23 protein-coding genes are annotated in these 20984 nt (G+C 46.4%); 19 read left to right on the top strand and 4 right to left on the bottom strand.

Annotated elements, in window-relative coordinates; all coding sequences use genetic code 11:
• Positions 1 to 240 precede the first annotated feature (240 nt).
• Both NE638_RS00745 and NE638_RS00740 read left to right on the top strand, forming a co-directional pair.
• A complete protein-coding gene (locus tag NE638_RS00745; RefSeq protein ID WP_242981812.1) occupies positions 241 to 1194 on the top strand; it encodes an SH3 domain-containing protein in 954 nt (317 codons plus the stop codon).
• Positions 1195 to 1271: 77 nt separating this feature from the next.
• Positions 1272 to 2183, top strand: a complete 912-nt coding sequence (locus NE638_RS00740; protein ID WP_015525527.1) for a LysR family transcriptional regulator — start codon at positions 1272 to 1274, stop codon at positions 2181 to 2183.
• Positions 2184 to 2367: 184 nt separating this feature from the next.
• Here the strand turns inward: NE638_RS00740 and NE638_RS00735 are convergent, their stop codons facing one another.
• A complete protein-coding gene (locus tag NE638_RS00735) occupies positions 2368 to 2886 on the bottom strand; it encodes a nitroreductase family protein (RefSeq protein ID WP_110102715.1) in 519 nt (172 codons plus the stop codon).
• Between the two features lie 249 nt (positions 2887 to 3135).
• Here NE638_RS00735 and NE638_RS00730 point away from each other — a divergent pair, with 249 nt between their 5' ends.
• Positions 3136 to 3408 (top strand): acylphosphatase, encoded by a 273-nt coding sequence (locus NE638_RS00730; protein WP_015525529.1) that lies wholly within the window; start codon positions 3136 to 3138, stop codon positions 3406 to 3408.
• A gap of 13 nt (positions 3409 to 3421) precedes the next feature.
• Here NE638_RS00730 and NE638_RS18170 read toward each other — a convergent pair whose 3' ends face one another.
• The gene (locus NE638_RS18170) at positions 3422 to 3574 is read right to left on the bottom strand and encodes a helix-turn-helix domain-containing protein (protein WP_255363779.1); all 153 of its coding nucleotides are present in this window, start codon (positions 3572 to 3574) and stop codon (positions 3422 to 3424) included.
• A 201-nt stretch (positions 3575 to 3775) separates the two neighbouring features.
• Here NE638_RS18170 and NE638_RS00720 point away from each other — a divergent pair, with 201 nt between their 5' ends.
• Complete coding sequence (locus NE638_RS00720) at positions 3776 to 4906, top strand: glycerate kinase family protein (RefSeq protein WP_147603195.1); 1131 nt, start codon at positions 3776 to 3778, stop codon at positions 4904 to 4906.
• Between the two features lie 227 nt (positions 4907 to 5133).
• Here the strand turns inward: NE638_RS00720 and NE638_RS00715 are convergent, their stop codons facing one another.
• Positions 5134 to 6927 carry a flavin reductase gene (locus NE638_RS00715; RefSeq protein ID WP_173745610.1) on the bottom strand — a complete coding sequence of 598 codons (1794 nt, stop codon included), beginning with the start codon at positions 6925 to 6927 and terminating at the stop codon, positions 5134 to 5136.
• A 291-nt stretch (positions 6928 to 7218) separates the two neighbouring features.
• Here NE638_RS00715 and NE638_RS00710 point away from each other — a divergent pair, with 291 nt between their 5' ends.
• The 14 genes from NE638_RS00710 to NE638_RS00645 all read left to right on the top strand — a co-directional run bounded on the left by NE638_RS00710 (position 7219) and on the right by NE638_RS00645 (position 19411).
• The gene (locus tag NE638_RS00710) at positions 7219 to 7857 is read left to right on the top strand and encodes a Crp/Fnr family transcriptional regulator (RefSeq protein ID WP_173722343.1); all 639 of its coding nucleotides are present in this window, start codon (positions 7219 to 7221) and stop codon (positions 7855 to 7857) included.
• A gap of 14 nt (positions 7858 to 7871) precedes the next feature.
• A complete protein-coding gene (locus NE638_RS00705) occupies positions 7872 to 8363 on the top strand; it encodes a GNAT family N-acetyltransferase (protein WP_021652772.1) in 492 nt (163 codons plus the stop codon).
• Positions 8364 to 8386: 23 nt separating this feature from the next.
• Positions 8387 to 8953 carry a class I SAM-dependent methyltransferase gene (locus NE638_RS00700; protein WP_015525535.1) on the top strand — a complete coding sequence of 189 codons (567 nt, stop codon included), beginning with the start codon at positions 8387 to 8389 and terminating at the stop codon, positions 8951 to 8953.
• Positions 8954 to 9009: 56 nt separating this feature from the next.
• On the top strand, positions 9010 to 9282 hold the full coding sequence (locus NE638_RS00695; protein WP_022427174.1) for a DUF1294 domain-containing protein: 273 nt from the start codon (positions 9010 to 9012) through the stop codon (positions 9280 to 9282).
• 277 nt (positions 9283 to 9559) lie between these two features.
• Positions 9560 to 10525 (top strand): beta-ketoacyl-ACP synthase III, encoded by a 966-nt coding sequence (locus NE638_RS00690; protein ID WP_015525537.1) that lies wholly within the window; start codon positions 9560 to 9562, stop codon positions 10523 to 10525.
• A gap of 121 nt (positions 10526 to 10646) precedes the next feature.
• A complete protein-coding gene (gene fabK / locus NE638_RS00685; RefSeq protein WP_173745609.1) occupies positions 10647 to 11591 on the top strand; it encodes an enoyl-[acyl-carrier-protein] reductase FabK in 945 nt (314 codons plus the stop codon).
• 3 nt (positions 11592 to 11594) lie between these two features.
• Positions 11595 to 12515 (top strand): ACP S-malonyltransferase, encoded by a 921-nt coding sequence (gene fabD, locus NE638_RS00680; RefSeq protein ID WP_173745608.1) that lies wholly within the window; start codon positions 11595 to 11597, stop codon positions 12513 to 12515.
• 115 nt (positions 12516 to 12630) lie between these two features.
• Positions 12631 to 13371: a 3-oxoacyl-[acyl-carrier-protein] reductase gene (fabG, locus tag NE638_RS00675; protein ID WP_015525540.1), complete on the top strand. Its 741-nt coding sequence runs from the start codon at positions 12631 to 12633 to the stop codon at positions 13369 to 13371.
• 32 nt (positions 13372 to 13403) lie between these two features.
• A complete protein-coding gene (gene fabF / locus NE638_RS00670) occupies positions 13404 to 14645 on the top strand; it encodes a beta-ketoacyl-ACP synthase II (protein WP_114001521.1) in 1242 nt (413 codons plus the stop codon).
• Between the two features lie 4 nt (positions 14646 to 14649).
• Positions 14650 to 15231, top strand: a complete 582-nt coding sequence (gene accB, locus NE638_RS00665; protein WP_110925794.1) for an acetyl-CoA carboxylase biotin carboxyl carrier protein — start codon at positions 14650 to 14652, stop codon at positions 15229 to 15231.
• Positions 15232 to 15288: 57 nt separating this feature from the next.
• The gene (fabZ, locus tag NE638_RS00660) at positions 15289 to 15717 is read left to right on the top strand and encodes a 3-hydroxyacyl-ACP dehydratase FabZ (RefSeq protein ID WP_015525544.1); all 429 of its coding nucleotides are present in this window, start codon (positions 15289 to 15291) and stop codon (positions 15715 to 15717) included.
• Between the two features lie 9 nt (positions 15718 to 15726).
• On the top strand, positions 15727 to 17091 hold the full coding sequence (locus NE638_RS00655; RefSeq protein ID WP_015525545.1) for an acetyl-CoA carboxylase biotin carboxylase subunit: 1365 nt from the start codon (positions 15727 to 15729) through the stop codon (positions 17089 to 17091).
• Positions 17081 to 18835: an acetyl-CoA carboxylase carboxyl transferase subunit gene (locus NE638_RS00650; RefSeq protein ID WP_015525546.1), complete on the top strand. Its 1755-nt coding sequence runs from the start codon at positions 17081 to 17083 to the stop codon at positions 18833 to 18835. Before NE638_RS00655 ends, NE638_RS00650 begins: the two co-directional genes overlap by 11 nt.
• A gap of 135 nt (positions 18836 to 18970) precedes the next feature.
• Positions 18971 to 19411 carry a MarR family winged helix-turn-helix transcriptional regulator gene (locus tag NE638_RS00645; protein WP_022427168.1) on the top strand — a complete coding sequence of 147 codons (441 nt, stop codon included), beginning with the start codon at positions 18971 to 18973 and terminating at the stop codon, positions 19409 to 19411.
• A 141-nt stretch (positions 19412 to 19552) separates the two neighbouring features.
• On the opposite strand, the gene NE638_RS00640 is transcribed toward NE638_RS00645, so the two are convergent.
• Entirely contained in the window at positions 19553 to 19831 is a 279-nt protein-coding gene (locus tag NE638_RS00640; RefSeq protein ID WP_015525547.1) for a type II toxin-antitoxin system HicB family antitoxin, read from the bottom strand.
• A 465-nt stretch (positions 19832 to 20296) separates the two neighbouring features.
• Between NE638_RS00640 and NE638_RS00635 the strand changes: the two genes are divergently transcribed.
• A complete protein-coding gene (locus NE638_RS00635) occupies positions 20297 to 20740 on the top strand; it encodes an HD domain-containing protein (RefSeq protein WP_161209168.1) in 444 nt (147 codons plus the stop codon).
• Positions 20741 to 20984 lie beyond the last annotated feature (244 nt).

Genomic DNA, 20984 nt, shown 5'->3' with positions numbered 1-20984 from the left:
CCCGGGGCATTACTTTTATCTTGTTCTACATGTAATATAACACTACTAATTAAAAGTGTCAATACCTGCATTGTGGAAAAGAACATTTTGGACTGCAATAAGAGATGTGATTCTTACAGCTATCAGCTGAAAATATGATATAATACTACCATAAATTCCGGTGCGGTCTGCTCAGTAAATAAAAAACAGAGAGAGCCGCAGATCAGAGAAAGATCCAAAAAAGAAAAGGAGGCGTATAATATGAGAAAAAGAACTCTTCTGTCCCATATAAAGGCAGTAAAAAGGCTGGTACTTCTGACACTTATACTGGCAGCAGCTTTTCCGGCGACGATCCGGGAGGCAAAGGCAGCAGCAGGAACCACTTTTAAAGTCAAAGTCACAGATGGATACCTGGCTCTCCGGAGTGAGAAGGCTTTTGACAAAGGCAATGAGATCGGACAGCTGAATACAGGAGATCTTGTGGAAGTTACAAATCGGAAGGACGCTACCTACTGGTATGCATACGTGCCAAGACTGGATAAATCCGGATATCTGGACAAAAACTATATCCAGATAGCAGAGAACGCCACAGCTTCCAACGATTCCTGGACAGTAAAGGTAAAAAAAGGCTATCTGGCTCTTCGAAGTACCGCAGCTTACAATGACAGTAACGAGATCGGACGTCTGAATACCGGAGATGTCGTTCTTGTAAAGGACAGCAGTGATTCTACTTACTGGTACGTATATGCTCCGGGGCTTGATAAATCCGGATATGTGGATAACCGGTATATTTACAACAGTGGTCTGTGGACAGTTAAAGTAGAAACTGGTTATCTTGCCCTTCGCAATAAGGCAGCCTATAATGAAAGCAATGAGATCGGACAGCTGAATACCGGTGACACGGTTCAGGTGAAGGACACCAGCAACGATCAGTACTGGTATGTATATGTTCCGCAGCTGGATAAGACCGGTTATGTTGACAGGAACTATCTTACCGGAGGCTCAGGTACGACAACTCCATCCATGACTGTTAAAGTGGAAAGCGGATATCTGGCTCTGCGCAGTACAAAGGCGTATGACAAGGACAATGAGATTGCCCAGCTGAATAACGGAGATACGGTAGAAGTCATTGAGAAGAAAGACAGTACTTACTGGTATGTATATGTTCCAAAGCTTGGAAAAGAAGGATATGTAGATAAGAACTACCTTAAATAAAAAGATAAAGGATGCTTGTTGCCGGATCTGCCTGAAGAGGAACAGAAAGCCGGAACAAGAAACGGGGAGGCAGAAAGATGACTCTGGCACAGCTCAGATATACCATAGCAATTGCAAAAGCCGGATCTATGAACGAGGCAGCAAAAAGCCTTTATATTTCTCAGCCCAGTCTTTCCACGGCAATCCGGGAGCTGGAAGCAGAAACCGGTGTTGAGATCTTCCGAAGAACGAACCGAGGAATCGCCGTAACGCCTGCAGGCGAAGAATTTCTGGGGTATGCAAGGCAGGTGGTGGAACAGTACGAACTGATGGAAGCCAAATATATTTCCAAGGAACAGTCACGCAAAAAATTCAGTGTTTCCATGCAGCATTATACCTTTGCAGTTAATGCCTTTGTGGAGCTGGTAAAGCAATTCGGCATGGATGAGTACGAATTTGCGGTCCACGAGACCAAGACGCATCAGGTCATCGAGGATGTCCGTAATTTCAAGAGTGAGATCGGGATCCTCTACGTAAATGATTTTAACCGTAAGGTACTTACAAAAATGTTTCACGAGTATGGTCTGGAGTTTCACGAACTTCTCAACTGTCGGATCTACGTTTATATGTGGAAGGGGCATCCTCTGGCGAAGCGTGAGAAGATCACGCTGGAAGAACTGAAGGAATATCCGTGTCTGTCCTTTGAACAGGGAGGAAATAACTCTTTTTATTTTGCTGAGGAGGTTTTGAGCACCTATGAATACAAACGGCTGATCAAAGCCGATGACAGGGCTACTATGCTGAACCTGATGGTAGGACTGAATGGATATACCTTATGCTCCGGTATTATCTGTGAGGATCTTAATGGTTCCGATTACTGTGCTGTGAAGCTGGATTCCGATGAGATCATGACAATCGGTTATGTTGCCAGAAAGGGTGTTAACATCAGTGCCCTTGGGAAAAAATATCTGGAGGAGATTTCCAGATATAAGGATAAAGCACTGAAATAAGAGAAAATAAAATCTGACAGATCACTGCCGGAGAAGACGGGAAAAGCTTCTGGTATTTATGATACCGGAGGGTTGTTTCCCTGTGTATTCTCAGATACGTAGCGATGCGTATCATGCAGGAATCTGTCAGATCTTTATTTACATTAAAAGTTTTTGGCAGTGGAAATTTTATTCTGCAAGCCGATCACACACGGATCACAAAACCATCTTTACGCGGTTTGGCTGTTGGATACTCACAGTCACGGTATCCAAGAACACAGTGGCCCACGCCGATATATTCCTCCGGAACACCCCACTGCTTCTTCAGCTCTTTTCCTTCCTCGGAGTCAAAAACTTCTTTTGCACGGTGAATCCAGCAGGAGTCCACGCCGAGAGCATGTGCGGCATTCATGAGATTTCCCATCACAAGACTTCCGTTTTCCACACAGGTGCCCATTTTGCTGTCGGAAAAGACAATGATCACAGTTGGGGCGCCGTAGAACGGATCTGAGGTGCTGCCCATAACAGCTGCGTTCATTTTGGAAAGCCTTGCAACCAGCTCCGGATCCTGTGTCACTACCATAAGAGTGCTCTGCTGTCCCATGCCGCTGGGGGAATATTCTCCCGCCTCCAGGATCGTATCCAGAGTTTCTTTCGGAACAAGCTCTTTTTTGTAGGCGCGGATGCTTCTGCGTTCTAACAGGTTTTTGATGCTTTCATTCATGATCATTACCTCCTGATGTTAAATTTTGTTGAAAATATTTTCTGCAAAAGAAAGTAAATTTCTTTTTATTCTGATAAAAACCATTATAACGCAGATGATTATAGTTTCCAATAGATAGAAGGATATAACTTTACAATTTATAAAGAAATATTATATAATCTGGTTATGATATTCCTGCGGCGGATGCGGGAGAATTTCGGGTGGAGATACAGAGACAGAATAGTTAAGACAGAAAATATGAGGTGCCAGATGGAAAAGATTCGGAAACATTTTTATTTTTCAGGAAGAGTACAGGGAGTAGGCTTTCGTTACCGCTCCTATTATATTGCACAGTCCATGGGACTGACCGGCTGGGTACGGAATCTCTGGGATGATCGTGTGGAAATGGAAGTACAGGGAACCAGAGAAGAAATCCGGGAGATGGTAGAACGCCTTTCTCAGCAGAGCTTTGTGGAGATCGAGGGGATTGAAGCAAGGGAAATCCCACTGGAGGAGGAGTTTGGCTTTCATGTGAGAGAATAGTGAAATAGCCGGTTCATTCCAGCTCCAGTGCCAGATACAACAGAACAGCGTCCCGGAATTTTCGGGGATTGAGACCACATTTTTTATAAATGTGGTTTAATTTATATTGAAGAGTATTTTTGTGGAGAAAAAGCTTCTCTGCGGCATCAGCCAGAGACATTTCCAGGGAAAAATAAGTTCACAGAAGGTTCTTTTCATCCGGGGACAGCTGATAACCAAACAGCAGAACAGTTATTTGGCTGCAGAGCTGCGCAGAAAATATCCGCCTGACACGTAAATGAACATTTCACGTTTCCGGTACACGGAATGATAGAACGGAGAGTACGGATATCAGCTTTACATAAAAATCATACAGGAGGAAAATAAAATGAAGGTAGTAACAGCGATCGATTCTTTTAAGGGCAGTATGACATCCATGGAGGCAGGCTTTGCAGCTGCTGAAGGTATCCATCGTGTGGATGCGGACGCAGAAGTTCAGGTAAGACCACTGGCAGACGGTGGAGAGGGAACCGTGGAAGCCCTTGTCGCAGGAATGAACGGAAAAACAGAGCACGTAAAGGTTACGGGGCCTCTTGGCGAGCCGGTGATCTGTGAGTATGGCATCATCGAAAGCACAAAGACCGCAGTGATCGAAATGGCTGGTGCAGCAGGGATCACGCAGGTGCCGGACGAAAAAAGAAATCCTCTTTATACCACAACCTACGGTGTCGGTGAGGTGATCAAGGACGCCATCGAAAAAGGCTGCCGCAGATTTATTGTGGGTATCGGCGGAAGCGCCACCAATGACGGTGGTGTGGGAATGCTTCAGGCACTTGGCTATGCATTTCTGGATAAAGACGGAAAGCAGGTCCTTCCGGGAGCAAGGGGCCTGAAAGACATCACAGAGATCACAGCTGCCTATGTGATCCCGGAGCTTGCAGAATGTAAATTCCGTGTTGCCTGTGATGTCACAAATCCTCTTTGCGGAGAGCTTGGATGCAGTTCCATCTACGGACCGCAGAAGGGTGCTACGCCGGAGATGATCCAGGACATGGATCAGTGGCTGGGTGCTTACGCAGAGCTTGCAAAGGAGCGTTTTCCGAAAGCAGATGCAAAGTATCCGGGAACAGGTGCTGCCGGCGGAATGGGATTTGCATTCCTGACCTTTACCGATGCAGTCCTGGAATCCGGGATCAACATCGTGCTGGATGAGACAAAACTTGAGGACTACATCAAAGACGCGGATCTTGTGATCACAGGTGAGGGACGTATGGATGGACAGACAGCCATGGGAAAAGCGCCGGTAGGTGTTGCAAAGCTTGCAAAGAAATATGGCAAAAAAGTGATCGCCTTTGCAGGTGCCGTACAGCGTGACGCAAGAGCCTGCAACGATGCAGGGATCGATGCCTTTTTCCCGATCCTCCGCGGAGTGGTAACTCTGGAGGAGGCCATGAAAAATGAGAATGCCAAGCAGAATCTGGCAGATACTGCAGAGCAGGTTATCAGACTGATGAAATAAATAAAAGGCATATGATCCGTAAATTTCAGGATTCCTGCAGAAATACAGAGCGTGAGTGTCTGATCTGCTGTAAGAATAAATTTGGTGAAAGACGCTGCGAAGACATTGGATGATAATACAAAAAAGACAGGCCACCTCAGAAGCCTGTCTTTTTTGTGGTTTATAATTTGTAAAAATAAGGGAGCTGTAACCGGATTAAATCAATTTATGTTATGGGGATTTCAGTCTTATCCTTCGATCGGCTCAAAATCCACAGCGCCATGCTTGCACAGCGGGCAGATGATATCTTCCGGAAGTTCATCGCCTTCATAGATGTATCCGCAGACTTTGCATACCCAGCCTTTTTTGCCCTCGGTCTGTGGCTTTGGCTTTACATGTTTCTGGTAGTAGGTGTAAGTCATGGTATCCTGATCGCTCATGACACGGGCCTCTGTGACGCTGCAGATGAACATTCCGTGAGTGCCGAGATCCACATAGTTTTCTACCTTCAGGGACATGAAAGCATTGATATATTTGTCCAGGAATACCAGGCCGTTGTCGGAGTGGTTTACTTTCTGTCCGGCAAATTTATCGGTGCTTCTGCCGGACTGGAAGCCGAACTGCTCAAAAACAGAGAACGGAGCATCTGTGGACAGGCAGTTTACGTTCATGATACCGGTCTGCTGGATCACGTGGTGAGAGTAGTTTGCCTTGTTGATGTTGACAGCCACGCGATATGGGTTGTCGGTAAGCTGTGTAACGGTATTGACGATCAGACCGTTGTCCTTTTTGCCATCGTTGGAGGTTACCACATAGAGGCCGTAACCGATGCGGAACAGAGCAGTCATATCATTCTTGTTGGCAAGATCATCGCTTTTTGCAATGTATTCCTGGCAGAGCTCATCAGCCATAGCTTCCATCTGCCTGCGGTTTTCTTCGTTTACTGCAGACATGATCTTAACTGTGGTATTCAGCCAGCTGATCTTTTTGCATTTGGAAAGCATTTCTTTCATAACCTTCGCTGCCAGCGGTGCCCAGGTTCCGTTTTCAATCAGTCCTACCGTGCGGTTCTGGAAGTTGTGCTCTGTCAGACGGGTAATAAAGTCGTTCATAAACGGATAGATGCCTGCATTATATGTGGTGGTTGCGAGAACCAGCTTGGAGTAACGGAAAGCATCGCTCAGTGCCTGGGACATATCGTCTCTTGCAAGATCATAGACAACAACGTTTGGACATCCTTTGCTGCGGAATTTATCGGCCAACTGCTGAACGGCCATTTTTGTATGACCGTATACAGAAGTGTAGGCGATCACGATTCCGTCATCCTCCGGTGTGTAGGAAGACCAGGTATCATAGAGGCTAATATAATGTCCAAGATCTTCAGTAAGAACCGGTCCGTGGAGCGGGCAGATGGTCTGGATATCCAGAGCTGCGGCTACTTTCAGAAGGTTCTGCACCTGCACACCATATTTTCCAACGATGCCGATATAGTATCTTCTTGCCTCATCGTCCCATGGTTCCTCTGCATCCAGGGCGCCGAATTTTCCGAAGCCGTCTGCGGAAAAAAGAACCTTTTCTGTGCTGTCATAAGTGACCATAACCTCCGGCCAGTGAACCATCGGTGCAAATACAAAAGTCAGATCGTGTTTTCCAAGGGAAAGGGTTCTGCCGTTATCTACGATGATCTGATGACCTTCCAGATCCAGGTCAAAGAAGTTCTGCATCATGGCGAAGGCTTTTTTGTTGGAAACAACGATGGTGTCCGGATAAGCCTTCAGGAAGTTTGCGATGTTGGCTGCGTGATCCGGTTCCATATGCTGTACGATCAGATAATCCGGTTTCCGGTCACCCAGAACTTTCTGGATATTATCAAGCCATTCGTGAGTAAAATTTGCATCTACCGTATCCATAACCGCAATTTTTTCGTCCAGGATCACATAGGAGTTGTAGGACATGCCGTTCGGAACTTTGTACTGGCCCTCAAAAAGGTCAACCTGATGATCATTAACGCCTACATATTTGATGGTATCTGTGATTTTCATGAGCGATTCCTCTTTTCTTTCTATGGTGGATTTATTTATATGCTTCAGTGATTTGTTTGTTTCTTAACTTTGATAAAAATATAACAGAAATTGATGGCAAAAACTGTTGCAAATACAACAAAACAGGAAAAATTTCCAGACTTTACATTTTTTTCGTGCTGGTATAAAATCAGAAACATGCAGCAAAATAAAATGCGGATAGTTGCTTTGAGAGTCCTCTTACATAGTCTTGTATACAAAGAGGAAAGTACAGATATGCGGAAGAGTATTTTGCCGGTGGGAGGAAAATTTATGGAGCATATCACTTTATTTACGGATATTTTGCCCGAAGAACAGGAAAGAATGCGTGTCTGCTTTAAAGTCCGGGAGAAAGTTTTTCAGAATGGAGAAACCATCATGGAATATTCCAGCTCCATGAAAAAGATCGGTCTGATCCAGGAGGGAAGAGCAGTTCTCTACTGCTGTGACGAGGATGGAAATGAGTATGTCATCGATGAACTGAATAGGGACAGTGTATTTGGCGAACCGTTTCTGCTTCCGTCAGATTCCCAGCATTATTATGTATGTGCTACTACCGTGACGAAGGTGCTGTTTATTGATTATGAGCATGTGATCAAGCGCTGTGAAAATGCCTGTCATCATCACAGCCAGATGGTCAGTAATCTTCTGCAGATGACAGCCCTCCGTTCCAGGCAGCAGACGGATCGGATATACATGCTTTCACGATCCTCCACCAGAAAGAAGCTGATAGCCTATCTGCATTCTCTGGCTGCGGAAAAAAATGCCGGGAAATTCAAGCTGCCCATGTCCTATACTGCACTGGCCCAGTACTTAAGTGTGGACCGTAGTGCCATGATGCGGGAGATCAAAAATCTTTCGGATGAGGGTGTGATCCAAAGAAATGGACGGAATGTGGAGCTGCTTAAATAGAGGAGAAGATCATCATGAATGTTACAGTAAGAAAATACGAAGAAAAAGATCTTCCGGATCTGATCCGGATATGGAATGAGGTTGTAGAAGACGGTGTGGCTTTTCCACAGGAAGAATGCCTTAACGAAGAGACAGGAAAAGCTTTTTTTTCAGAACAGACCTATACAGCTGCAGCAGTAGATGCGGAAAGCGGAAAAGTTTACGGACTTTACATTCTTCATCCGAATAATATCGGAAGATGCGGTCATATCTGTAACGCCAGCTATGCGGTAAGCAGAGATTCCAGAGGACTTCACATAGGAGAAAAGCTGGTATCCGACTGTCTGACCCGGGGAAAAGAGCATGGTTTTGGTGTCCTGCAGTTTAATGCGGTTGTGGCCTGCAATGTTCCTGCAAGACATCTTTATGAGAGACTTGGATTTACCCAGCTTGGCGTGATCCCGAAGGGGTTCCGTATGAAGGATGGACATTATGAGGATATCTGTCCGTATTATCATGAACTGTAAGAGAATTTTGAAAGGATTTTTAAATGAAAAATCTTCAGATCACTGCATACATGCAGCATTTTATACGGCAGCAGGTCATGCCGGGAGACATCTGTATCGATGCAACAATGGGAAATGGCAATGACACGGCTCTGTTAAGCCAGCTTGCAGGAAAAAGGGGACGGGTTCTGGCTTTTGACATTCAGAAGCAGGCACTGGAACATACGAAGGAGCGACTGAAAAGAGATAACTGTCCGGAAAATTATCAGCTTCTTCTGGAGTCTCATGAGAATATGGATGTTTATGCAGAAGAAGAAACCGTGTCCTGCATCACCTTTAATCTGGGATATCTTCCCGGCGGAGACCATTCGGTGGCGACCAGAGCAGACAGCAGCAAAAGAGCGGTAGAAAGCGGACTTAAGCTTCTGAAAAAAGGCGGACTTATGACACTTTGCATTTACAGTGGCGGGGATACGGGATATCAGGAACGGGATGAGATGCTTGCGTTTATCCGTCAGCTGGATCCTCATAAATATCTGGTGATCCTGTCGGAATATGCAAACCGGCCTAATGATCCGCCCATACCGGTGCTGATCATCAAACTGCAATGAATACATAAATCGGTTACTGTCCGAAATACAGGACACAGAGCCCGGAGGGAGCTATCATGAATGATTACATATATTATTATCTGCTTGCAGTCAATATCCTGGCCTTTGTGCTTTTCGGAGTTGACAAGCAGAAAGCCCGTCGTAATAAATGGCGGATCCCGGAGAAGACCTTGATCTTAAGTGCTGTCATCGGTGGCAGCGTCGGGGCGATCCTTGGCATGAGATTTTTTCACCACAAAACCCGAAAAGCCAGATTTGCAATTGGTGTACCGGTGATACTGCTGGTGCAGATTGGTGTGGTGTGCCTGGTACAGTGGGCGATGAAGTAAAACTATGAAGGCAATAACTATAAATGCAATAACCATAAATACAATACCTGTCTGAAAAAAATAAGACAGCTGTCACAGGACAGAGGAGAGACCAATACTCCACGCCTGGGGCAGCTGTTATTTTTTTCATAAAAGGATGCTCAAAAATTCCTTCTTGACAAATACTTTTATGATGATATAATTTGATAATCAAAATATTTTAAGATAAAAGATAATTCAGAGAACAGCAGTACAGATTTATACAGACTGATTTAAGACAGATATCATGGAGAAAAATATGACAGGTAAAATATGTGGAACCGGTTCGTGGGCACCGGACAGAGTGTGGGATAACAACGATCTGGCAAAGATGGTGGAAACCAGTGATCAGTGGATTCGGGAAAGAACCGGTGTGGTACAGAGACATATTGCAAAAGAGGACGAAGATACTGTGACGATGGCAGCGGGGGCAGCATTAAAAGCTCTGGAAGACGCAGAAATGAAGGCAGAAGAAATCGATCTGATCCTTGTGGCAACCATTTCTCCAACAGAGATCATGCCCTGTGTGGCATGTGGGGTGCAGGAGCGGCTCGGAGCGGAAAAGGCTACCTGTTTTGATCTGAACGGCGCCTGCACAGGATCTCTTCTGGCACTGAACACTGCGCAGGCATACCTGGCCCAGGGAATATATAGGAATGCCCTTGTGATCGGTGCGGAAAAGCTGTCCGGTTTAACGGACTGGACAGATCGTGGCACCTGCATTCTTTTCGGGGATGGTGCGGGAGCAGTCGTGCTGAGAGCAGAAGAGGGTGGAAGCTATGCACAGGTAACCCATTCCATTGGAAAAAAAGGCGGTGCACTTACTTTACAGAGCAGAAATCAGATCCGTTATGAAAATGATCCGAAGGCAAAGGAAACCTACATACAGATGAACGGAAAGGAAGTGTTCAGCTTTGCCGTGAGCAAGGTACCGGAGGCTGTGAAGGAGCTTCTTTCCCGAGAGCAGGTTTCCTGTGAAGATATCAGTTATTATCTTCTCCACCAGGCAAATGAGCGGATCATCCGTTCCGCAGCAAGGCGGCTGGGAGAAGACATTTCCAAGTTCCCTATGAATATGGACAGATACGGCAATACTTCTTCCGCAAGTCTTCTTATCCTCCTGGATGAGATGAAAAAAAGCGGAAAACTGCAGCGGGGTGACAGAATGGTCCTTGCAGGCTTCGGCGGCGGACTGACGTACGGAGCAAGCCTGATCGAGTATTAAAGCCCCTGTTAATGAATTGTTAAAATAAGGCTACGTAGTGAATGCGGATGTTTTTATCCGCTTGATCCAAATAAACCGCGGATGCTTTTATCCGCTTGATTTAATTTTCCGGAGGTAAAAGATGAAAACAAGAGTTACAGAATTACTTGGTATTGAATATCCCATCATCCAGGGCGGTATGGCCTGGGTGGCAGATCATCACATTGCGGCAGCAGTATCCGAGGCAGGCGGCCTGGGACTGATCGCAGCGGCAAACGCACCGGCAGAGTGGGTGCGTGAGCAGATCCGTGAGGCGAAAAAACTGACAGATAAGACTTTTGGTGTAAACATCATGCTGATGAGTCCAAGTGCCGATGAGGTTGCGAAGATCGTAGTAGAAGAAGGAATCAAGGTAGTAACAACCGGTGCCGGAAACCCGGAAAAATACATGGAAGCATGGAAAGCTGCCGGAGTAAAGGTGATCCCGGTTGTTGCATCTGTAGCTCTTGCAAGAAGAATGGAGCGCTGTGGCGCAGATGCAGTGGTAGCAGAGGGAACCGAGTCTGGCGGACATATCGGTGAGACAACCACTATGGCGCTGGTACCGCAGGTCGTGGATGCAGTAAAGATCCCGGTAATTGCAGCAGGTGGAATTGCAGACGGTCGTGGGATCGCGGCAGCCTTTATGCTGGGTGCAGAAGCCGTACAGATGGGAACCCGATTTGTGGCAACAGAGGAATGTCACGTACATGAGAATTACAAACAATTCCTTCTGAAAGCCAGGGATATCGACACAAGAGTAACCGGCCGTACCACAGGTCATCCGGTCCGTACCTTAAGAAACCCTATGACAAAGGAATATCTGGAGAAAGAAGCTGCAGGTGCATCCTTTGAAGAACTGGAAATGCTGACACTTGGTGGCCTCAGGAAGGCTGTTGTTGACGGCGATGTAAAAACCGGAAGCGTTATGTCCGGACAGATCGCAGGTATGGTAAAGGATGTACCGACCTGTAAGGAGCTGATGGCAAGACTGATCAGAGAGACAAAAGAGACTGTAAAGAAAAACAGTTTTCTTGTGGAGGAATAATAAATGGGAAAAACAGCATTCATCTTTCCGGGCCAGGGTGCACAGAAGGCCGGAATGGGAAAAGATTTTTATGAGAAATACGATACAGCAAAGGATGTTTTCGACTCTGCCGGTGAGTGGCTGGATCTGGATATGAAAGCACTTTGCTTTGAAGAAAATGACAGGCTTGACCTGACTGAATATACACAGGCTGCACTGGTCACTACCTGTCTTGCCATGGAGAAGGTGGTAGAGGAGATGGGACTTCATCCGGATGTAACTGCAGGATTAAGCCTTGGCGAGTACTGCGCTATTGAAGCTGCCGGCGGCATGGAGTTGAAGGATGCTGTTACTACCGTGAGAAAAAGGGGAATCCTTATGGAGCAGGCAGTTCCGGCAGGTAAGGGAAGCATGGCAGCAGTTATGGGAATGGAGACAGAGAAGATCGAGGAAGTGCTTGCAGACATTGCAGATGTAAGCATTGCAAACTACAACTGTCCCGGCCAGATCGTGATCACAGGCCTTGCGGAGGCTGTTGCGGAAGCCTCTGAAAAGCTGAAGGCAGCCGGAGGAAGAAGAGTGATCTCGTTAAATGTCAGCGGACCGTTCCACTCCGCAATGCTTGCCACTGCAGGAAAAGAACTGGGAAAGGTTCTGGAGGGTGTCACACTTCATGAACTTAAAATCCCGTATGTGACAAACGTGACCGCAGAGTATGTGGAAGATCCGGCGGAAACAAAAGCACTTCTGGAAAAACAGATTTCTTCTTCCGTGCGCTGGCAGCAGAGTGTGGAAAATATGATCCGTCAGGGAGTAGATACATTTATTGAGATCGGACCGGGAAGAACCCTTGCCGGATTTATGAGAAAGATCGACAGAAATGTAAAAGTATATAACATCCAGACCGTAGAAGATGCAGAGAAGGTCTGCCAGGAACTAGTATAAATATTGGAAAAAAAGATAAAGAATCAAAAATAAAGCAGGCATAGTGCAACAGACAGAAATGCCAGGTAACAAATGCGGATCACGGATGACCGCATAACATCAGAAAGGAATTCATATGTCAGAGAAAAAAATCGCAGTTGTAACAGGCGGTGCACGTGGGATCGGGAAAGCCATCGCCCTGGAGCTTGCAAAAGCAGGAAACCTTGTAGTGATCAATTATAACGGCTCAGAAGAAAAAGCCCGGGAAACAAAAGCAGAGATCGAGGCAGCCGGCGGCCAGGCAGATATCCTGCAGTGCAATGTGGCAGATTTTGATGCATGTGAAGCTTTTTTCAAAGCTGTTGCAGAGAAATACGGACGTGTTGATATCCTGGTAAATAATGCCGGAGTTACGAAGGACGGACTTCTCATGAAAATGAGTGAGGAAGATTTTTCCAGAGTTGTTGACATCAATCTGAAAGGAACCTTCAACTGCATCCGTCATGTGTCCAGAATGATGCTGAAGCAGAGAAGCGGCCGGATCATCAGCCTTTCATCGGTGGTAGGCCTTCGTGGAAATGCAGGACAGGCCAATTATGCGGCATCCAAAGCCGGGATCATCGGTCTTACAAAATCCGCTGCAAAGGAGCTGGCATCCAGAGGGATCACGGTCAACGCCATTGCACCGGGATTTATCAAAACAGATATGACGGACGTGCTTTCTGACAAAGTAAAAGAAAATATTGCGGCATCTATCCCCATGGGAAGCATGGGAACAACAGAAGACGTGGCAAAGGCAGCTGCATTTCTGGCATCAGACGGTGCACGTTACATCACAGGACAGGTACTTCGCGTAGACGGCGGAATGGCAATGTAAAGAAGGCTCCCCGGAGTCAGGAGGATAGATTGATGAAAAGACGAGTAGTAGTAACAGGACTTGGAGCAGTAACACCGATCGGAAATGATGTGGAAAGCTTCTGGAACGGAGTAAAAGAAGGAAAGGTGGGGATCGGACCGATCACCCGTTTTGATACGACCGGATACAAGGCAACACTGGCAGCAGAGCTTAAAGATTTTGTGGCAAAGGATCGCATGGATCCGAGAACTGCAAGAAGAATGGAGCCTTTTTCCCAGTATGCGGTAGCAGCTGCACTGGAAGCAGTGGAAAATTCCGGGCTTAAGATGGAAGAGGAAGATCCGTACATGGTAGGCGTTATCATCGGCTCCGGTGTGGGAAGTCTTCAGGCTACCGAGACCAATGAGAAGAAGCTTATGGAAAAAGGTCCTTCAAGAGTGGATCCGCTTCTTGTTCCGAAGATGATCACAAATATGGCAGCCGGAAATGTTTCTATCGCTACCGGCGCAAAAGGAAAATGCACCAACGTGGTAACGGCATGTGCGACAGGAACACATTGTATCGGAGATGCTTTCCGTGCCATTCAGTATGGTGATGCAGATGTAATGCTTGCCGGTGGTACAGAGGGAGCTGTCTGCCCTATCGGTATCGCAGGCTTTGCAAGCCTTACTGCACTGAGCACAAGTGAGGATCCGCTGCGTGCATCCATTCCGTTTGATAAAGACAGAGGCGGTTTTGTTATGGGCGAGGGTGCAGGTGTGGTTGTTCTGGAAGAGCTTGAGCATGCCAAAAAGAGAAATGCCAATATCCTGGCAGAGGTTGTGGGATACGGTGCAACTGCAGATGCTTTCCATATCACATCTCCGGCCGAGGACGGAAGCGGCGCCGCACGTGCTATGGAAAATGCCATGAAGGAAGCAGGTGTTGTACCGGCGCAGGTGGATTATATCAATGCACACGGAACCGGAACACATCACAATGACCTGTTTGAAACAAGAGCTATCAAGCTTGCGTTTAAGGACGCTGCCAAGGATGTAAAGATCAATTCCACAAAATCCATGGTGGGCCATCTTCTTGGCGCAGCAGGAGCTGTTGAGTTTATCGTATGCGTAAAATCCATTCTGGACGGATTTATCCATCAGACAGTGGGAACAACAGAAACAGAGGAGGAGCTTGATCTGAACTATATGATCGGCGCTCCGGCAAAACAGGAAGTTCGTTATGCAATGAGCAATTCCCTTGGATTTGGAGGACACAACGGAACATTGCTTGTAAAGAAGTATGAGGAGGACTGAAGCTATGGAATTTAACCAGATTCTTGAACTGATCGATCACGTATCTGCATCAGAGCTTACTGCCTTTACATATGAGACAGCAGATCTGACCTTAAGTATGGAGCATGGAAAGCCACAGATCATCCAGGGGGTTATGGGAGAAACTGTGGAAAACATTCCGGCAGTAGGAATGACCGGTGGAAAAGTCCGCAGGGCAGTGAATACAGCACCGGTGGCAGGCAAAGATCCTGTGGTACCGGCTTCAACAGATGAAATGGCAGTGACAGTGACAGGAAAAACTGTGGCAGAAGCACAGGGAGTGAAAGGTACTGAGCAGTCGGAAACCGTACCACAGAGCGGGGAAGATCAGACAGGCAGCTTGGTAACATCTCCGCTGGTAGGAACCTTCTATGCTGCACCGTCCCAGGATCTTCCTCCTTACGTTCAGGTGGGAGACAAGGTAAAAAAAGGCCAGGTTCTTGCAATCGTGGAAGCTATGAAGCTGATGAATGAGATCGAAAGTGATTTTGACGGCGAGATCGCAGAGATCTATGTGGAGAACGGACAGCCGGTAGAATACGGTCAGAAGCTTTTCCGTATCCGATAAGTACCTTCAGATCAGAATCAGAGAATAAGAAAAATTATTGTTTCAGGAGGATAGAGAATGAAGCATCTTGATGTAAAACAGATCGAGGAGATCATTCCACACAGACATCCGTTTCTGCTTGTGGACTATATTGAAGATTATGAGCCGGGTGAATTTGCTGTCGGATATAAATGTGTGACCTTCCGCGAGGATTTTTTTCGGGGACATTTTCCCCAGGAGCCGGTAATGCCGGGTGTTCTGATGGTAGAAGCGCTGGCACAGGTGGGTGCGGTAGCCATTCTTTCCCTGGAGGACATGAAGGGAAAAACCGCTTATTTCGGAGGTATCAACAAGTGTAAATTCCGCAGAAAGGTAGCTCCGGGAGACAAGCTCCGTCTTGAAACAAAGATCATCCGCAGAAAGGGTCCTGTAGGCATTGGTTCTGCAGTGGCATCTGTGGATGGCGAGGTTGCCGTAGAGGCTGAGCTTACATTTATGATCGGGTAAGGTGATTGTATGATTCGAAAGTTACTGATCGCCAACAGAGGCGAGATCGCGGTGCGTATTATCCGTGCCTGCAGAGAAATGGGAATTGCCACAGTGGCGGTTTATTCTGAGGCAGATGAGGAAAGCCTTCACACACAGCTGGCGGACGAAGCAATCTGTATCGGACCGGGACCATCTGCACAGAGCTATCTGAATATGGAACAGATCATCAGTGCAACCATGGTTTCCGGTGCGGATGCCATTCATCCGGGATTTGGCTTTCTTTCTGAAAATGCCAGATTTGCGGAGCTCTGTGAAAAATGCGGGATCACATTTGTGGGTCCTCCATCAAAGGTCATCCGTATGCTGGGCAACAAAAAAATTGCAAGAAGCACCATGATCGCAGCTGGTGTTCCGGTAGTCCCGGGCAGCGAAGGGGATGTGGAGGATATTGAAACCGGTCTTAAGGAAGCTGAGAGGATCGGTTATCCGGTGATCATCAAGGCAGCTCTTGGCGGCGGCGGAAAAGGCATGCGTGTGGCAAACACACCGGAGGAATTTCCAGAAGCCTATGCAACCGCCAGAAAAGAGTCTGAGATCGCTTTTGGCGACGGTACCATGTATATTGAACATTTCGTGGTAAATCCGAGACATATTGAGTTTCAGATCCTTGCAGACAGCTTCGGAAATGTGATCCATCTGGGAGAGCGTGACTGCTCCATCCAGAGAAATCATCAGAAGATGATCGAGGAATCTCCAAGTGCTGCAGTTTCTCCGGAATTAAGAGAAAAAATGGGGCATGCGGCGGTGACGGCGGCGAAAGCAGCCGGTTACGTAAATGCGGGAACGATTGAATTTCTTCTGGAACCGGATGGAAAATTCTGGTTTATGGAAATGAATACAAGGATCCAGGTGGAACATCCGGTGACAGAGTGGGTAACAGGTATCGATCTTGTAAAGGAGCAGCTGAAGATCGCTTCCGGAATGCCTCTTGAGATCGCTCAGGAGGATGTCCGGATCCAGGGACACGCCATTGAGTGCAGGATCAATGCTGAAAATCCTCAAAAAAATTTCCGTCCTTCGCCGGGAACTATCCAGGGAGCGCATTTTCCGGGAGGAAACGGGATCCGTGTGGATACCTGTGTGTATAACGGCTGTAAGATCCCGCCATATTATGATTCCATGCTTGCGAAGCTGATCGTTCATGCAGGTAACCGAAAAGAAGCCATTGCAAAAATGCAGAGTGCTCTTGGTGAGGTGATCATTGACGGAATCGATACAAATATTGACTATCAGTACGAAATCCTGAAAGATGAGGATTATCAGTCCGGAAACTTTGACACTGGCTTTCTTGCCAGCCATATCATTGCGGGAGTGAAGATCAATGAGAATTAAGCACATGTTCAAAAAAACAGTCAGGGATATCCGGGGTGAGGAACAGGAAAACATTCCGGAGGTGCCGGATAACCTGATGCGTAAATGCAACGCCTGCAAAGCGGCGGTTTTTGTAGACGAGGTAAAGCAGAATCAATACATCTGTCCCCACTGCGGAAATTATTTCCATGTACCCGCTTATCGTCGGATCAAACTGATCGCAGACAGAAAGAGCTTTGTGGAGTGGGATGCTCACATGGAAGAAAAGAATCCCCTTCAGTACAGAGGCTACGAAGAAAAGCTTCAGGGGCTTCGTGAAAAGACAGGGCTTGATGAGGCTGTAGTTACCGGAAAATGTACTATAAAAGGGACACCTGTGGCACTTGGTGTCTGTGACTGCCGTTTCATGATGTCCAGTATGGGAGAAGTCGTGGGGGAAAAGATCACGCGGGCTTTTGAACGTGCCACAGAGGAGAAGCTGCCGGTAATCCTCTATATCTGTTCCGGCGGTGCCAGAATGCAGGAGGGCCTGGTTTCCCTGATGCAGATGGCAAAAACCAGTATGGCCATCCGGAAGCACAGCGATGCTGGACTTCTTTATGTGCCGGTCCTCACAGACCCGACAACAGGCGGCGTGACGGCAAGCTTTGCTATGCTGGGAGATATTATCCTGGCAGAGCCGAAAGCGCTGATCGGTTTTGCAGGTCCCAGAGTGATCGAACAGACCATCGGACAAAAGCTTCCCAAAGGCTTCCAGAGAGCGGAATTTCTTCTGGAACACGGCTTTGTGGACAAGATCGTAAAGCGTGAGGAGCAGAGGATCGTATTGGCGGATATTCTGAGATTACATCAGGATAAAGTCCTGAATAATGTACAGTCCGATAATACGGATATTAAAAATGGGTTCAAGTCTGACAATCAGGAATCGATGAAAACTGTTGAGGAAGATAATAGGATCTGGCCGGACTTCGTTCCATCCGGAGATTTCACTCCCTGGGAACATGTTCAGCTTGCCAGAGCCAAAACACGTCCTACAGGAAAGGACTACATCGAAGCGCTTTTTGACGATTTCATGGAATTTCACGGAGACCGTCACTGCGGGGATGATCCGGCAGTGATCGGTGGTGTGGCATTTTTCCACGGACAGCCGGTAACTGTCCTTGCACAGGAAAAAGGAGAGGGTACAAAGGAAAACATTACCCGGAATTTCGGAATGGTATCTCCGGAGGGGTACTGGAAATCCCTGCGCCTGATGCAGCAGGCAGAGAAATTTCACCGTCCGGTGATCTGCCTTGTAGATACACCAGGCGCATTCTGCGGGCTGGAAGCAGAGGAACGTGGACAGGGTGAAGCCATTGCAAAAAATCTCTATACACTGGCAGGTCTCACAGTGCCGGTGCTTTCCGTTGTGATCGGTGAAGGCGGAAGCGGAGGTGCCCTTGCCTTGGCGGTGGCAGATGAGGTATGGATGCTGGAGCATTCCGTTTATTCCATCCTGTCCCCGGAGGGCTTTGCCTCCATTCTCTGGAAAGACAGCAAAAAGGCAAAGGAAGCAGCAGCAGTGATGAAGCTCACAGCTGCAGACCTTTACCAGATGGGGATGATCGAGCATGTGATTCCGGAAGCAGAGCCTGTAAGCCGTGAGAACATAAATGATATCGCAGGTTATCTGGAAAACGGAATTGCGGATTTTCTTGAGAAATATGGCGAAGAAGAGCCGGAGAAGCTTCTGGAACATCGCTATGAACGTTTCCGGAAAATGTAGAAGCAATAAGGGCAGTGATTTTGTAGCCCGCAAAGTAAAAATCCAGTGGAAAAAATGCCATATTTATGTTACGATGGCTTCATAAACAGAGAACCGGAGAAGCCTTTTTGCTCCGGAGAAACAGGAGCGGGTAGAGTGGACAATCGGGAAGTTATAAATGACGTGCTGGTGAATCTGTTCAATGAGATCCTCCGACTGGAGGAGGAAGCCATCATCACAGATAAATATAAAGATATTTCCAACAATGATATGCACATTATCGAGGCTGTAGGCCTTGGAGGGGGGAACATGTCCTCCATTGCAGCCAAGCTTAAGATCACCGTAGGCTCCCTCACAACATCTATGAACAGTCTTGTAAAAAAAGGCTATGTGAAGAGAGAGCGAAGTGAGAAGGACCGGCGTGTGGTATTTATCCAGCTTACAAATAAGGGACGTATGGCATATCATCATCATGCGGAGTTTCATAGGCAGATGACAGAAGCGGTGATCGCAGAGCTGAATGAGAATGAGACAGAAGTGCTGGTAAAAGCACTGGACGGACTGCGTAAATTTTTCAGACAGTATCACGAACAATGAAGAAATGTATAATAAAAGCATCCGGATCGGTAATAAAGGACAATTACCGATCCGGATGCTTTTTGCATAACAGGCATTTTCGACACGGACATTTATTGAAAATGATATTAAATGTCGCCTTTGTTTTTGTGATACGAGAGTTTATTCGTCCCAGCCATCCTGGAAGCGGATATTTACAGAGATATTGCGGACAACGTCTCCCTCCTGAAGCTCCAGATCGCTCTCATCGGAAACCGGAGGAAGCTTTCCCTCAAATTCCATAAGCTCTGTGTAGATCCAGTCGTATGCAGCTGCATTGGCATTTTCGATGGCATCATCCAGCGTGTCACCGTTGGCTTCACAGCAGGCAAGATCCGGAAAAAAAGCATTGTATTTTTTGTCCTCTGTGGGACGGAAAACTGCGGGATATATAAATTTCATAGGTAAGATTCCTTTCTTTTTTAAAATGAAGTGATCCGTGTAATACCATGAATATGGATAGTTTTACCTGACCTAGTACAGCGAATATTAAGTAACCGCCATATTGACTTGTCTGATTTTTCATCTGCTGCGTTGTCGTCAATCGTCGTAGCCACCGCTACGCCTCATTCCTCCGCCTTGCAGATGAAGAAATCATCCTGCGTCAATATGGCAGAAACTTAATTTTCGCTGTACTAGTAAGTATATACTAATTTCAGAATGAGGGCAAGCGAGTTCATGATCGAATGAAAGCTCCAAATAAGAACAGCAGAATTTGGGGAATATTATAATCAGAAAATTGTCGTATATAAGTAAAAATGATAGATATATAAAACTTTTTATCCTTGTATGTAGGAAATATAGATGCTATACTGTGTAATACAGAGTATGAACGGGGGTTCGAAAGACCTGACGGGAGGCACAGCTATGATTTATACAGCTTTGACGAAAAAAGCTATGAAGGTGGCGTACGAGGCACATCATGGACAGACAGATCGAAGCGGGACACCTTATATCTTTCATCCATTTCACGTAGCGGAGCAGATGGATGATGAACTCAGTGTATGTACGGCACTTCTGCACGATGTGATAGAAGATACAGAGATCACATTTGAGGATCTTGCCGGAGAATTTCCGGAAGAGGTTGTGGAGGCCTTACGTTGTCTTACAAGAGATAAGAATATGAATTATTTCGATTATATCCGGAAGCTCCGGAAGAATCCGATCGCAAAAAAAGTGAAGCAGGCTGATCTGCTCCACAATTCTGATGTAACACGTCTTTCTGACTGCGAAAATATGTCTGCTGAACAGATATCACGGCTGCATGGAAGATATAAACGGGCTTTGGAGATACTTCATGATGCCAGGTGATATTATTTTCGCACAAGTCATTTATTGACTTTTATTCAGTTTTTTTCATGCGCATGATCCACACAAAATATCCGTGACCTCAGATATTATTGAGGATCTTCTTAGCGGAAATATGGATTTCTTGCATTGATCTCCACGTAGCATTTGATCGCATATTTGATAAATTCTATGATTTTTTTCATTTTATTTTCCTCCTCTTTTCTTTAACTTACAAATGCATTATAATAAACTCTCGGAAATATTA

The organism is Blautia sp. MSK.18.38 (assembly GCF_024460535.1).
Lineage (GTDB): Bacteria > Bacillota > Clostridia > Lachnospirales > Lachnospiraceae > Blautia_A > Blautia_A fusiformis.
This window is presented reverse-complemented; position numbering and strand designations above follow the sequence as displayed.

Bases quoted from the DNA above. Each gene is read 5' to 3' on its own strand.
- NE638_RS00735 (WP_110102715.1), bottom strand. From the start codon at position 2,886: ATGAATGAAAGCATCAAAAACCTGTTAGAACGCAGAAGCATCCGCGCC.
- NE638_RS00745 (WP_242981812.1), top strand. From the start codon at position 241: ATGAGAAAAAGAACTCTTCTGTCCCATATAAAGGCAGTAAAAAGGCTG.
- fabG (WP_015525540.1), top strand. From the start codon at position 12,631: ATGTCAGAGAAAAAAATCGCAGTTGTAACAGGCGGTGCACGTGGGATC.
- accB (WP_110925794.1), top strand. From the start codon at position 14,650: ATGGAATTTAACCAGATTCTTGAACTGATCGATCACGTATCTGCATCA.
- NE638_RS00730 (WP_015525529.1), top strand. From the start codon at position 3,136: ATGGAAAAGATTCGGAAACATTTTTATTTTTCAGGAAGAGTACAGGGA.
- NE638_RS00710 (WP_173722343.1), top strand. From the start codon at position 7,219: ATGGAGCATATCACTTTATTTACGGATATTTTGCCCGAAGAACAGGAA.
- NE638_RS00650 (WP_015525546.1), top strand. From the start codon at position 17,081: ATGAGAATTAAGCACATGTTCAAAAAAACAGTCAGGGATATCCGGGGT.
- fabD (WP_173745608.1), top strand. From the start codon at position 11,595: ATGGGAAAAACAGCATTCATCTTTCCGGGCCAGGGTGCACAGAAGGCC.
- NE638_RS00635 (WP_161209168.1), top strand. From the start codon at position 20,297: ATGATTTATACAGCTTTGACGAAAAAAGCTATGAAGGTGGCGTACGAG.
- NE638_RS00740 (WP_015525527.1), top strand. From the start codon at position 1,272: ATGACTCTGGCACAGCTCAGATATACCATAGCAATTGCAAAAGCCGGA.
- NE638_RS00720 (WP_147603195.1), top strand. From the start codon at position 3,776: ATGAAGGTAGTAACAGCGATCGATTCTTTTAAGGGCAGTATGACATCC.
- fabZ (WP_015525544.1), top strand. From the start codon at position 15,289: ATGAAGCATCTTGATGTAAAACAGATCGAGGAGATCATTCCACACAGA.
- fabF (WP_114001521.1), top strand. From the start codon at position 13,404: ATGAAAAGACGAGTAGTAGTAACAGGACTTGGAGCAGTAACACCGATC.
- NE638_RS00695 (WP_022427174.1), top strand. From the start codon at position 9,010: ATGAATGATTACATATATTATTATCTGCTTGCAGTCAATATCCTGGCC.
- NE638_RS00715 (WP_173745610.1), bottom strand. From the start codon at position 6,927: ATGAAAATCACAGATACCATCAAATATGTAGGCGTTAATGATCATCAG.
- NE638_RS00705 (WP_021652772.1), top strand. From the start codon at position 7,872: ATGAATGTTACAGTAAGAAAATACGAAGAAAAAGATCTTCCGGATCTG.
- fabK (WP_173745609.1), top strand. From the start codon at position 10,647: ATGAAAACAAGAGTTACAGAATTACTTGGTATTGAATATCCCATCATC.
- NE638_RS00700 (WP_015525535.1), top strand. From the start codon at position 8,387: ATGAAAAATCTTCAGATCACTGCATACATGCAGCATTTTATACGGCAG.
- NE638_RS00690 (WP_015525537.1), top strand. From the start codon at position 9,560: ATGACAGGTAAAATATGTGGAACCGGTTCGTGGGCACCGGACAGAGTG.
- NE638_RS00655 (WP_015525545.1), top strand. From the start codon at position 15,727: ATGATTCGAAAGTTACTGATCGCCAACAGAGGCGAGATCGCGGTGCGT.
- NE638_RS00640 (WP_015525547.1), bottom strand. From the start codon at position 19,831: ATGAAATTTATATATCCCGCAGTTTTCCGTCCCACAGAGGACAAAAAA.